This is a genomic window from Streptomyces sp. H27-H1 (genome assembly GCF_026627445.1).
GTDB lineage: Bacteria > Actinomycetota > Actinomycetes > Streptomycetales > Streptomycetaceae > Streptomyces.
Genome location: NZ_JAPNLJ010000048.1, coordinates 37,332 through 49,248 on the forward strand (window position 1 = coordinate 37,332; position 11,917 = coordinate 49,248).

Sequence of the window (11,917 nt, forward strand, 5' to 3'; positions counted from 1 at the left end):
CCTGCGGTTCGATCGGGTCGTGGCCGCCCTGTCCGCACCAGTCGCACCCGGTCGCGGCCGGGTGGAGGGCGCTCACTGCTCGGCCAGTTCGTCGATGACCCTCAGGAGGGCTTCAACGGTGTACTCGAGGCTGCCGACGCTGCGGCAGAGATCGCTGTCGCTGGCCGTGACGACATTCATGGCCTTCGAAGCGGCCAAAGCCTCGCGAGCGGTCGCGATGGTGGCGTCGCGGCTGATCCTGAGCTCCGCCATCACTTCTCCTCTTGCAGCGCGTGCAGGCGGTCCCGCAGCGGCAGCAGCCCGTACAGGGCGTGCGCCGTGATGGCCGCGGCCAGGTCCCCGAGGCCGGCCGGGTCGAACTCGTGGTGGTCCCCGTCGACCTCCACTACGACCTTCACGTCGTGGCTGCCGTACTCGGCGAACGGGAACTGCGACAGGTTCGCCTTCAGGAACTCGACCCGACCGCGCCCGGGGACCTCGACCGAGGCGGCGTGCTCGACACCGTCGTGGCGGATTCCGGAGCGGTGGTTGCCGTCTGCGTGGACGGCGACACACCAGGAGGGCTCCTCGAGGACGACCGGCCCGTGGTCGAGGGTCTGCACCGTGACCGTGTGCGGGGCGCTCATGCCGTCACCGCGTGCGTCATGTCGTTGAGCTCGACGTCGAACGGTGTCGGCAGCGGCTCCATCTCGAGCTTGTACGCGTGCGCCGTCAGGTAGCGGGTGAAGAAGTCCGTCTCGTACTCGCCGAGGTTCGGGGAGAGCATCACGACGATGCGGGCGCCCCGGACTACCACGCAGCCGAAGAAGTCGGCGTCGGTGATCGTGGAGGTGATGACCTCGACGTGCAGCTCGGAGGCCAGGGCCTCGAGCGGGGCCTCGAAGACGTAGTCGAGGGTCGGCCGCTGGCCGGGCAGCAGGCGCAGGGCGGCCTGTATCGGGGGGACGCAGGCGGGTACGGTGTTTCCCATGGTTCGACTCCCTCTAGTCAGGGGTTCGGATCGCAGGCCCCGCTCGGTGTGCAACCACCGGTCGGGGCCGTCCTCGTTTCCAAGGCTCGATGTGCCTATGTAACACCATGTGGTGCTGGATAGCAACACTCCGGCTGTGAACCGTAATCGCACGAGGCGCCCCTAGATGCTCGGTTGGAGGGTCTCAGCGTGACGCCGGTATGACGTCCGGCGCGGCGTCCATGGAGGCGTCATACCGACGTCAGATGGGGCGTCATATCGGTGTCATTGCAGGAAGTTGAGGGCTACCTTGAAGGGATGAACACACCAAACTCGACTCTTCGGGCAGTGCGTATGGGCCTGCTCATGAGTCAGGACGACTTCGCCCGAGCCATCCGGGATTCCGGCCGGCGGGTAGGGCAGCCGAACGAAGCGAACAAGCGGCTTGTACAACGCTGGGAGGCCGGCGTCATCGCGGCGCCGAGGCCGCTGTACGCCCGCGCGCTGGAGTCCGTTACAGGGCTCCCCATCGAGTCCCTGGGGTTCTCAGCAGCCGTGCCGCTGGGACGACTCAGTTCAGACGGCAACGGTGGGCACGACATCGAGCCAGCGGCTGTAAGCACTCCGGAGGGAGTCGCGTCTGCAGCTGGCCCGGCTCCCCAGTCGAGCCCTCGGGCCAACTACTCCGGCGTCTGGCTCTCCCGCTACGAGTTCTACTCAAGCGGCCGAGACACCAGTCTCGTCGGGCAGCACTTCGTCATCGTCCTGCAGCACGGGAATCGACTCACCGTGCGGTCGCTGCCGAATGGATCCTCCAACCCCGCGTCGCCTCTCACGATGGACCTGACGGTGGACGGCAGTGTCGTGACTGGCACTTGGGTGGAGCAGACGGCTGAGGACGGTTACTACCGCGGCGCCCGATACCACGGCGCGGTGCAGATGCTCGTCGAGCCCACAGGCCGGCGCATGGCTGGCAAGTGGATCGGCTTCGGTAAGGACATGGACATCAACACCGGCCCGTGGGAGTTGGTGTTTCGTGACGCCTCCACCACGCAGACGACGCTCAACCAGTACAACGTGCCACCCCAGTAGCAGTACACATCCCGTACACAAGAGAACAGGAGACGGACGAATACCAGCTGACGCCAGCTAACAAGAAACGTGCAGGTCAGAGCCGTGAGGGCACAACAGAGCTGGCCAGGTACGGGAGTTGAACGGACTCCTAAAGCGGGTGTCGCAGGTTCGAATCCTGCCGAGGGCACATGGGCAAAGGCCCCCAACCGATCATCGCTGGGGGCCTTTGCCGTCTGCGGCTGACATCAACGGCAGTGATCACTGACGACCTTGCCGGGCGGTACGCCGGCTGGGGTGATCCACGGGGTGGGATTCATCCGAAACGATCCCTCACGAAGTCGTTGGTCGGGGGCCGTTCACCTGCGGTGGGTATGGGATTTGAACCCACGGCGACTCGCACCGCGACGGCTTTCAAGAGCGCGTGCCAGAAGGGCCGGGAGATCCCGTGGACTTCCAGCGCTTCGGTGTAAGCGCTGGAGCTTCTCTCCCAAGTCGGCGTGGAGGAGGTTCGCCACGTACCGGGCCTCCGGCGACCCCGGGGGTGGGGTGTTGGTGAAGGTGAGGGCACCTAACGGCCCCTCGGCTCCGCGTCGGTCACGCCACCAGGTCGGCGTAGAGGATCACGTTGTTGGTGCGGTGGCCCTGCTCGAGGCCGCCGCCGCAGGTCAGCAGGCGGAGTTCGGGGCGGTTGGTTTCCCCGTAGACCTTGTGGGTCGGGAAGTCCTCCTTGTTCACGTCCTCGATCTCGCGGATCTTGAACCTGGCCGTCTTCCCGTCCTCGCGCGGAACCTCGATCAGGTCGCCGAGCTTGATGTTCTTGACGTTCTTCATCACCGCCGGGCCGTACTTCGTGTCGAAGTGGGCGACGAGTACGGAGACCCCCTTCTCTCCCGGGGTGACGCCCTCGGCCCACCAGCCCGGGTTGTCCGCGTCGGTGTCCGCGTTCGGTACGCCGAGCTCGCCCGTCGCCGGGTCCACCTTCAGGTCGACCATCTTCTTCGCGTCCACGCCCGCCGCGTCGATCTTCATGCCGGTCGGCTTCGACCTCGGGAGGACGGGTGCGGGATCTCCCGTGGGGGCCGGGGACGCTGTGCTGCCCACCTTGGGGTCCGGGGGCAGCTCGGCGGCGCCGCCGCCGCTCCCGCAGGCGGTGAGGGTGGCCAGCGCGACGGCGGTGGCGGCGAGGAGGGCAGGGGTGCGGGCGCGGGTGCGGGCGCGGGTGCGGGCGCGGGTCATGGCTTGCTCCGGACGGACAGGGGGCAGGGCAGCGGGCCGGGCCGTGTACCCGTTTCGAGGGGTTTGGTCAGGGACGAGCCCTACGGTACGAGGGTCGTGTCTGGGTACTCCGTCGGCCAGGTAACGGCCACCGGGACGCCGCCCCGCGATGCCGTTAAGGCCGCCGGCAGCCGAAAGCCCTCCCGGCCGAAGCCGGGAGGGCGTATCACGACGGGGAGGGGGGCTCAGTGCTCAGCCCGGTGCTCAGCTGAGGCCTCTGCTGCGCTCGCCGATGCGGTCGCCCTGCGGGGTTCCGGCCCGCTTGAGTTCCGCCTTCGTGTGCGCTCCGCCCTTGATCTTGGTCCGGAGCGGACCGGAGAAGCCGTGTGCGCCCTGCACGGCGCGTGGCAGGTGGGTCGCCTCCGCGGCCTTCGCCACAGCCGCCTGGAAGTCCTGCTTCTGCTCTTGCTCTTGCTCTTTGCTCATCCCGTCGTCACTCCCTAAAAAGACTCGGGGCACCCAATCGGACTACTGGGATCGTATGCATATAAAGGGGCAGACGCACCCGGACCGGACGTAAAAAATGGTTGATCAAGGACCGGTCAGGGGCTCGGCGGAGTCGGGCGCTCCGCCGGGCCGAGTACCTCGTAGAGCAGTTCCTCCGGACACGGCGTGCCGCGCGGCAGCTGGTACTTCGCCGCGATCCGGTACTCCCCCGGCGCCGGGGCCAGCAGCTCCGTCCACTCGTCGCCGGTACCGTCGGCGGGTGCCTTGAACAGGCACCCGGCCGTGTTCGCGTAGACCTTGGGCGGGGCGACGGCGCCCGTCGGGGTCGTCTTCCCGGCGGCTTTGGAGGCCTCGGTCTCCTGCGGCGGCGCCACCGGCTTGCCCGCGCCGTCCACCAGCCCCAGCCACGGGGAGTGCGGAACGCGCACCAGTACCCGGCCGGCCTGCTTCACCTCGATGACCAGTTGGTCGGCGCCGGCCCGCACCACCGTCGCGGAGCCGTCGACCAGGTTCGTCGGGTTCACCACCTTGAAGAGCTGCCAGTTCGCGTCGCCCCACACCTGCTGGAGGTACGGGAGCCCCTCGCGCACCAGCTTCGCCTCGTCCTTCCCGCCCTCATCGGGTTTGTCGGCGGGCAGCACCACATAGTGCACGGCCCAGCGGTCCAGCCACTCGCGGTAGCTGTCGGCCGTGAGGGTGTCGTCGTAGAAGACCGGGTTGCGCTCCAGGTCGGCCTGGCGGTTCCAGCCGCGGGCGAGGTTCACGTACGCGGGGAAGGCGGAGGACTCGCGGTGGCTGCTGGCCGGGACCACCTCGACGCGGCCCCGGTCGGCGCCCGCCTTCTGGAGCTGGTCCACCAGCGGGGCCAGCTCCCGGCTCCAGGAGGCCAGCGGGGTGGTGCGGACGATGTCGGTGACGCTGTTGACGGTGATCCAGGCGGTCACGCCGCCCAGCGCGAGGACCAGCCCGTACCAGCGGCGCGTGCGCGCGGCCTCGTACGGGAGGGCCGCGAGCAGCACCACCCCGCCGAACAGCATCGCGAGCCGAGTCACGTTCGAACCGACCTGGGAGTCGATCGCCCAGGTCAGCGCCACCCCGAAGGCGTAGATCGCGGACGCGGTCCGGACCGTCTTCCAGCCCTTCGGTACGAGGAACAGTGCGGCCAGCGCGCACCCGAACGGCAGCGCCGCCGAGGCCAGCTTCATCGGCTGGGTCCCGGAGAAGGGGAACAGCCAGGCCGACAGCCCGACCACCGCCGCCGGGGCCAGCCCCAGCGCGTACGCGCCGGGGCGCCGCCCGTTCAGGAACAGCGCGGCCGCGATCACTCCGAGGAACAGCCCGGCGACCGGGCTGGAGGCCGTGGCGACGGCCGCGAGCGGAGCCGCCGCGGCGGCCTTCGCCCAGCGCCGCTCGGCCCATTTGCGGGGCCAGCAGAAGACAGCGGCGACCGCCCCCAGCGCGAACATCACGCCGAGCCCGAAGGTGACACGGCCCGACAGGGCGTTGCACAGCAGCCCGTACACCCCGGCCAGCGCGGGCCACAGGGGCTCGCGCACGGCGCCCCGGCAGCGGGTCAGGATCATGGCCAGCAGCCCGGCCGAGACCGTACCGGCGATCATCATCGTGGTCCGGACGCCGATCATGTGCATCACGTACGGCGAGACCACGCTGTACGAGACCGGGTGCATGCCGCCGTACCAGGCGAGGTTGTACGCCGAGTCGGGATGGCGGCCCACGAACTCGGCCCAGGCGTCCTGTGCGGCGAGGTCGCCGCCGCTGTTGGCGACGGCGAAGAACCAGATCACGTGCAGCAGCCCGGCCAGCGCGGTGGCCACGGCCACGGGGTGCCGGCGCGCCCGGTCGAGGGTACGGCGGACCTGCCCGGCAGGCGGGCCGGGGTCGGCCCGCGTCCTCGCCGGTCCCGGTTCTCCCGGGCTTCCCTCGGCTCCGGCCTTTCCGGCCCCTCCGGGCAGGGCCTGGCCCAGTATCCGGCCTTGCCCCTGTCCCTGGCGCTCAGCGGTGCTCACGCCGACGTACTCCCCACTCCGGTCCCTCGGGTGCGTCCCGAGGGTGCGTCCCTCGGTTCGTAGACGCGGCCCGGGGCCCCCGGGGGTGCCCCCGGGGGGGGGGTGCCCGCTCCGCGCTCGCACGCGGGGTCGTCCGCCGCGTCGGCCGCCGCGGCGGATGACGCGGCGGCCGACGCGTCAGCCGACGCGTGTCAGCTTCTTGCCGACGCCGGGTGCGGTGAGGTCGCTCTGCAGCGCCACCGGCACCTTCACCTGGCTGGCGCCCTCGCCGACGGTCAGTACACCGATCTCCGAGCCCGCCTTGGCGGTCTGCGGGAGCTTGGCGGCGCCGTCACCCAGCTTGAGGGAGACGGTCAGGGTCGGCCAGCCGACCGCTTCCACGTCGGCGGTGGCCACGACCGGGACCTGGGTGCCGAGTCCGTCGTCCACGTAGCCGACGACCGCGCCCTTCTTGACGACGGGCGCGGCCGTGAGCACCCGCTGCGTGGCGATCATGACCTTCTTGCTCGCTTCGATCGCCGTGTCGAGGATCGGCACGCCGTGCTGGCCGAGGACCGCGCCGACGATCAGCTGGTTGGTCTTGCCGACCTTCTGCGACGCCGCGAAGAGCAGGTTTCCGCCGGCCTTCGTGGTGGAGCCCGTCTTGATGCCCAGCGAGTTGTTGAGCGGAATGAGGTTGTTGTAGTTCCGCCACTTCTTGCCGGTGGCGTCGGTCCAGTACGGCAGCTTGGTGATCGCGATCAGCTCGGGCATCTCTACGATCTTCAGGCCGAGCTTGACCTGGTCCTCGGCGGTGCTGACCGTCGTCGCGTTCAGACCCGAGGGGTCCGTGTACGCCGTGTTGGTCATGCCGAGTTCCTTGGCGGTGTCGTTCATCTTCTGGACGAACGCCTCCTGCCCGCCGTCCCAGCGCGCGAGCAGCCGCGCGACGTTGTTGGCGGACGGGATCATGATCGCGGCGAGGGCGTCGTACTGGGAGAGCTTGTCGCCCTCCTTCAGGTTGTTGACCGTGGACTCGCCCTCGGTCTCCTTCTTGCCGTCGTCGACCGCCGTCTTGTCGACGGGGATCATCTGACCCTTCTCCCCCTTCTTCATGGGGAAGTCCTTGAGGATGACGTACGCCGTCATGGCCTTGGCGACACTGCCGATCGCGACGGGCTTCTGCTCCCCGAAGGTGCCGACCGGGCCGAGGCCGGCCGCGGCGACATAGGCCTGGCCCTCCTTCGGCCACGGCAGGACCGGGGCCCCGCCCTCGAAGGCGTACGTGCTCTTCGCGGTCATCCGGAGCGTCGGCTCGGGCAGCGGGCGCACGAGCTGGACGACGGCGAGGACCACCGCCAGGAGTACGAGGACCGGGGCGTAGATCTTGAACCGCCGCAGGACGGTCCGGGCCGCGCTCGGCGGCGGCGGCGGGTTGTTCGTGAGGTCCGCCAGCATGTCGAGCGGCGGCTTGGGCGGCAGCGGCTGCTGCGTGGTCCGCTCCGGGGACTCATACGTCACCGGGGCCCGCACCCCGGCGGGTACCGGGGTCCTCGCGGGCGCCGGGGCGGCCGCCGCGTTCGCGGCCCTCGGAGCACCGGGGGCGGGGGACGCCGCGTTCGGCGGCCGGCCGGTGGCGGGGCGGGCGGGCGCGTCGTTCCGCAGCGGTACGAAGGTGCTCGGCCGCTCCCCGCCGGCGGTGTGCGGGGGCGCCGGCTTGGCGGTGTCGGGGGCGGCTGCGGCGGTGCCGGGCTTGATCGCCCGGAACACCGCGGTCCGCTCGCTGTCGGCGGAGTCACCGGCGGCCGGGGCGGCCGGAGCCGGGGGCTTCACCGCCCGGAACACAGCCGTCCGCTCACTGTCGTGCGCCTCGGCGCCCGGGGCGGACCCGGAGCCGGAGCCGGGCTTGACCGCCCGGAACACGGCGGTCCGCTCGCTGTCGGCGGAGTCGCCGGTGGCGGGGGTGGCCGGAGCGGCCGTGGTGTCCCGGGCGCTCGGGGTCGCCGGAGCCGCCGGGTTGGCCGATTTGCCCTGGGCACTCGGGGTGCCTGAGGTCGCAGCACCCGAGGTCGGAGCACCCGCAGGCGGCGGCGTCGCCGTGCGGAACGTGGCGGTTCGCTCGCTGGTGGTGGGGTCGCTGCTGGTGGGAGGGGTCGCTGGGGTGTCGCCCGCCGCCGGAGCGGAACCCGTCGGCCGGTCGGCGGTGGCCGGCGGGGTGACCGTACGGAACACCGCGGTGCGCTCGCTGTCGGTCGATCCGGCGGAGGCCTTGAGCTCGCCCGAGGCCCGGCGCGGGTCGGCCCCGGAGCCGGAGCCCGCGGGTCGACCGGTACCGGCCGGCGGTGTCGCCGTACGGAACGAGGCCGTGCGCTCACTCCCGGCCGCGCCGGCGGCAGCCGCGGACTCGCCCGGGGATTCGGCGCCGCGCACCGGGTCGTCCGCCGGACCCGCACCCGCGGACCGGTCGGGAGCGACCGGGGGCGTCGCGGTGCGGAACGCAGCCGTGCGCTCGCCAACCGCGGGCGGCGCCGAGGACCCGGCACCGCGCCCGGAACCGGTCGAAGCGGAATCAGAACCGGACTCGGAATCGGAGGACTCGGGCTGGTCGTCGGACACCGGAGGCGTCGCGGTACGGGACCCGGTCTCGCGGTCGCCGTCTGCGGGCTCGTCGGCGGTGGTAGCCGCTGGAGCAGCAGTGGGCTTGTCGCCCGAGGCCTCCGACCGGCCCGCCGGGGCAGCGTCCGTGGGCCCCGTAGAACCATCGGAAGCACCGGACGGATCCGCGGGCTCGCCACCCTCGGGCTCCGAAGCGGAACCGGAAGGTGCGGGCCGCTCGGCGGCAGCCGACGGCGGCGTCACGGTGCGGAACACCGCCGTGCGCTCGCTCTCGGCCGACGGGGCAGCAGGCTCCCCGCCACCGGATCGCCGCTCGGAATCCGAGGCGGAATCCGAGGCCGAGTCCGAGTCCGAGTCCGAAGCCGAGTCCGAAGCCGACTCCTCCGCGTCCTCGGGCAGGGCCTTGAAGACCTCGGTCTCCGCGCCCGGCGCGGCCGGCGCCTCGTCCGGCTCGTCCCCGGAGGGCGAGGTCTCCGCCGTGGCCACCCACGCGGCCACCGCTTCGCGCAGCGGATCGCGATCCGCGCGCCCCTCCTCCGGGTCCCTCGGACGGAACACCGAAGCCCTCGGGTCGCGCCCCTCGGACGACTCCGCCGTCCCCGACTTTCCTTCATCAACCGACTTGTCGGGGGACTCGCCCGCCACCAGTTCCTCCTCGATCGCTTTCACGTCCGGCTGTCCGAATGTCTAACAGTGTCCCGTCTAGGGGGCATCGCCCCCGTGCTAGACGAGAACGACATAGCTGATGGTTCCCCCACAAAGCGACCAGGCGCTCTCGACAGATGAATGTGAGAGGCGTCACCCTGTCACTCATCCACGCGGGGAGGCATGGATGGGCAAGAGCCGCAGAACAATTCCGGAGGAGCTTCTTCTGCTCGCCTTGGACCCGGCCACGGGAACCACGGCGCAGCCGCAGTCGCTCGACCTCGGCCTGGCCGGGGCACAGCTAGTGGAGCTGGCTCTGGCAGGACGGATAGCCCCTGATGGGGATCGTATCGCCGTGGTGATGCCACGGCCGACAGGAGATCCGACTCTGGACTCCGCACTGGAACTGCTGCGCAGGCGCGGCAGCCCGGTTCGGGCCGTCCACTGGATCGGCGGACCCCGACTGGGGCTCCGTCAGATTTACCTCGCTCACTTGGAGCGTTGCGGCATGGTCCATGCCGTCGCGGGCCAGATGTGCGGGGTGCTGCCGACGACTCGCTACCAAGCGACCGACACAGCGATCAGCCGGGAGATCCGTGGCCGGCTGGACAGTGCGATCCGCACCGGTGTACCGCCGGACCCGCGGACCGCGGCGCTTGCCGCACTGGCCCACGCGGTCGGACTCGGCAAGCACCTGTACCCCGGCAACGAGGGGCGGTCGTCCAGGTCCCGACTGCGGGATCTGATCCGGCACGACCCGATGGGCGGACTGGTGGCTCACGCCGTCATGGACGTCCAGAACGGTGTGGCAGCACAGCCGCGCCGCGACCGGGCACCGGCCCAGCCCGCCCGGGCCACGGCGGCAGCCGTTCCGCTGCAGCCGCGCCGGACCGGTGCGATGGCCCGCGCGGCCGCGCACTGATTCCACCGGCAGGGCACGCAGTACAGGCAGCACAGCAGGGCAGGCAACACCGCAGCACAGGCGCCACACGCACGACCGCAGCACACGTAACGCCATCACCGTGGCCGACGTCCCCAGGACCCGGCCCGGAAGCCGCCAGCGCGCGGGGTGACGAGGCCGGTACGCCGGCCCCGTCACCCCGCGCGTTCGCATGTCCGGCGCGTCCCGAGGCTCGTTCGGGGCTCGTCCCGGAGCTCGTGCGAGGCACGCCCCGAGGCTCGTCCGGGGCCGCCCCCAGGCCTGATCTCGGCCCGGCCAGGCCTCGATCCGGCCTCGATCCGGCCGTGATCCGGCCGTGATCCCGGCCGTTCCCCAGCGAGGCCGCACGCTTCGGTGGCAGTCTGCTCAGCATCAGACACGCAGAGAGACAGCACGAGAAGAAGGCGGAGGTGCCGTTCACGTGGCGTCCAATGTCAATCCCACCGTCCGACGCCGCCGACTGGGCATGGAGTTGCGCAAGCTCCGCGAGGACAAAGGCATGACGGCCGAGCAGGTCGCGGAACGCCTGCTCGTCTCCCAGTCGAAGATCAGCCGGCTGGAGAACGGCCGCCGTTCCATCAGCCAGCGCGACGTCCGCGATCTGTGCGACGTCTACGAGGTCGAGGACCGGCGGCTCGTCGACTCCCTCATGCAGATGGCCAAGGATTCCCGCCAGCAGGGCTGGTGGCACGCCTTCGGTGACATCCCGTACAGCGTCTACATCGGCCTGGAGACGGACGCCGCCAGCCTGCGCACCTACGAGCCCCTGGTGATCCCAGGGCTGCTCCAGACCCCGGAGTACGCCCAGTCGCTCGTCCGCGGCGCGTGGCCGGAGACGGCCCCCGTCGACGTGGAGAAGCGCGTCCAGGTCCGGATGCACCGCCAGAAGCGGCTTCACGAGACCGAGAACAGCAATCCCGAGATCGGACCGCTGCGCCTGTGGGCGGTCATCGACGAGGCAGCTCTGCGCCGGCACGTGGGCGATGCGCAGCTCATGATCCGGCAGTTGGAGTTCCTGATAGAGCAATCGGAGAAGCCGCACGTCACGGTCCAGGTGATGCCCTTCTCGGTGGGGGCCCACCCGGGCGTCAACGGCCAGTACGCCATTCTGGAATTCCCGGACGCATCGGACTCGACGGTCGTCTACATCGAGGGCGTGACGAGCGACTTGTATCTGGAGAAAGCCAACGACGTCCAGAAATACAGCGTGATGTACGAACATCTGCGTGCACAGGCCCACAACGTGGACCAGACGCGGCAGTTCATCGGGCAGATCATCGAGGACTTCGCGGGCAAGGGGAAGTGAGATCCGGCGAGAAGGCCGGTACGGTACACCGTCACTCCCCGGCCGCAGAAGGCCTGAATGGAATATGCCACTCGGTCGGGTGAACGCCCCCTTCGCATACCGGGAGCTGCGGGTAGCGTCGATCACGTCAGCCGGAGCAATGGCCGACATGACACCGGAACCACTCGCTGAACCGGAGAGAAACATGGCTATTCGTCAAGGTGCAACGGAAAACTGGACCAAGTCCTCGTACTCCGCCAACGGCGCCTGCGTCGAGGTCAAGTCCCCCGTCATCGAATCCATCGCGGTCCGCGACTCGAAGGTGCAGGACGGCCCGTCCCTCACCTTCGCGCCCGCCTCCTGGACCTCGTTCGTCGCCGATGTGACCGAGGGCCGGCTGGGACGCCTCGTCTGAACGTCGAGGACAACCTCCCGGCCCACTGTCAGACGAAAAGCGCCACCAGCTCCACCGGCTCCATCAGCTCCACCGAACGACAGGCATTACCCGCATTACCCGCATCACCTGCACGAACCGCATTACTTGCACCACTGACCTCGATCCTTCTGCGGCGTGATGACCTCGGTCGACTTGGCGTTTCGCCCTATTTGTCCCGTGTGGTCGGGTGTGGGGCCGTCGCGTAACGCTGCGGGTGCGCCGGGGTTCCACGTCTCCCGGGGTG

The 11,917-nt window shown here is 70.2% G+C and carries 11 protein-coding genes; 4 read left to right on the forward strand and 7 right to left on the reverse strand.

Annotated features, from left to right (window positions below; genetic code table 11):
• Positions 1–72: 72 nt before the first annotated feature.
• Genes OTB20_RS34390 through OTB20_RS34400 form a run of 3 tightly spaced genes read right to left on the reverse strand, consistent with a single transcriptional unit; the run spans position 73 to position 970 of the window.
• Positions 73–252 (reverse strand): hypothetical protein, encoded by a 180-nt coding sequence (locus OTB20_RS34390; RefSeq protein WP_267823629.1) that lies wholly within the window; start codon positions 250–252, stop codon positions 73–75.
• Positions 252–626 (reverse strand): DUF6907 domain-containing protein, encoded by a 375-nt coding sequence (locus OTB20_RS34395; RefSeq protein ID WP_267823631.1) that lies wholly within the window; start codon positions 624–626, stop codon positions 252–254. Before OTB20_RS34395 ends, OTB20_RS34390 begins: the two co-directional genes overlap by 1 nt.
• On the reverse strand, positions 623–970 hold the full coding sequence (locus OTB20_RS34400) for a hypothetical protein (RefSeq protein ID WP_267823632.1): 348 nt from the start codon (positions 968–970) through the stop codon (positions 623–625). Before OTB20_RS34400 ends, OTB20_RS34395 begins: the two co-directional genes overlap by 4 nt.
• 297 nt (positions 971–1,267) lie before the next feature.
• On the opposite strand from OTB20_RS34400, the gene OTB20_RS34405 reads away from it, so the two are divergent.
• Positions 1,268–2,041 (forward strand): XRE family transcriptional regulator, encoded by a 774-nt coding sequence (locus OTB20_RS34405; RefSeq protein ID WP_267823634.1) that lies wholly within the window; start codon positions 1,268–1,270, stop codon positions 2,039–2,041.
• Positions 2,042–2,617: 576 nt separating this feature from the next.
• Here OTB20_RS34405 and OTB20_RS34410 read toward each other — a convergent pair.
• From OTB20_RS34410 to OTB20_RS34425, 4 genes are all read right to left on the reverse strand, one after another.
• Positions 2,618–3,259, reverse strand: a complete 642-nt coding sequence (locus OTB20_RS34410) for a sortase domain-bontaining protein (protein WP_267823635.1) — start codon at positions 3,257–3,259, stop codon at positions 2,618–2,620.
• A gap of 243 nt (positions 3,260–3,502) precedes the next feature.
• The gene (locus tag OTB20_RS34415) at positions 3,503–3,724 is read right to left on the reverse strand and encodes a hypothetical protein (RefSeq protein ID WP_267823637.1); all 222 of its coding nucleotides are present in this window, start codon (positions 3,722–3,724) and stop codon (positions 3,503–3,505) included.
• A 116-nt stretch (positions 3,725–3,840) separates the two neighbouring features.
• The gene (locus OTB20_RS34420) at positions 3,841–5,772 is read right to left on the reverse strand and encodes an MFS transporter (protein ID WP_267823639.1); all 1,932 of its coding nucleotides are present in this window, start codon (positions 5,770–5,772) and stop codon (positions 3,841–3,843) included.
• A 177-nt stretch (positions 5,773–5,949) separates the two neighbouring features.
• Positions 5,950–9,036 (reverse strand): D-alanyl-D-alanine carboxypeptidase, encoded by a 3,087-nt coding sequence (locus tag OTB20_RS34425; protein WP_267823641.1) that lies wholly within the window; start codon positions 9,034–9,036, stop codon positions 5,950–5,952.
• Positions 9,037–9,199: 163 nt separating this feature from the next.
• Between OTB20_RS34425 and OTB20_RS34430 the strand changes: the two genes are divergently transcribed.
• From OTB20_RS34430 to OTB20_RS34440, 3 genes are all read left to right on the forward strand, one after another.
• A complete protein-coding gene (locus OTB20_RS34430; protein WP_250742596.1) occupies positions 9,200–9,934 on the forward strand; it encodes a GOLPH3/VPS74 family protein in 735 nt (244 codons plus the stop codon).
• 439 nt (positions 9,935–10,373) lie between these two features.
• The gene (locus OTB20_RS34435; protein ID WP_267823644.1) at positions 10,374–11,258 is read left to right on the forward strand and encodes a helix-turn-helix domain-containing protein; all 885 of its coding nucleotides are present in this window, start codon (positions 10,374–10,376) and stop codon (positions 11,256–11,258) included.
• Between the two features lie 184 nt (positions 11,259–11,442).
• Entirely contained in the window at positions 11,443–11,652 is a 210-nt protein-coding gene (locus OTB20_RS34440) for a DUF397 domain-containing protein (RefSeq protein ID WP_267823646.1), read from the forward strand.
• The last annotated feature ends 265 nt before the right edge of the window (positions 11,653–11,917 follow it).

Bases quoted from the DNA above. Each gene is read 5' to 3' on its own strand.
- OTB20_RS34390 (WP_267823629.1), bottom strand. From the start codon at position 252: ATGGCGGAGCTCAGGATCAGCCGCGACGCCACCATCGCGACCGCTCGC.
- OTB20_RS34395 (WP_267823631.1), bottom strand. From the start codon at position 626: ATGAGCGCCCCGCACACGGTCACGGTGCAGACCCTCGACCACGGGCCG.
- OTB20_RS34400 (WP_267823632.1), bottom strand. From the start codon at position 970: ATGGGAAACACCGTACCCGCCTGCGTCCCCCCGATACAGGCCGCCCTG.
- OTB20_RS34405 (WP_267823634.1), top strand. From the start codon at position 1,268: ATGAACACACCAAACTCGACTCTTCGGGCAGTGCGTATGGGCCTGCTC.
- OTB20_RS34410 (WP_267823635.1), bottom strand. From the start codon at position 3,259: ATGACCCGCGCCCGCACCCGCGCCCGCACCCGCGCCCGCACCCCTGCC.
- OTB20_RS34415 (WP_267823637.1), bottom strand. From the start codon at position 3,724: ATGAGCAAAGAGCAAGAGCAAGAGCAGAAGCAGGACTTCCAGGCGGCT.
- OTB20_RS34430 (WP_250742596.1), top strand. From the start codon at position 9,200: ATGGGCAAGAGCCGCAGAACAATTCCGGAGGAGCTTCTTCTGCTCGCC.
- OTB20_RS34440 (WP_267823646.1), top strand. From the start codon at position 11,443: ATGGCTATTCGTCAAGGTGCAACGGAAAACTGGACCAAGTCCTCGTAC.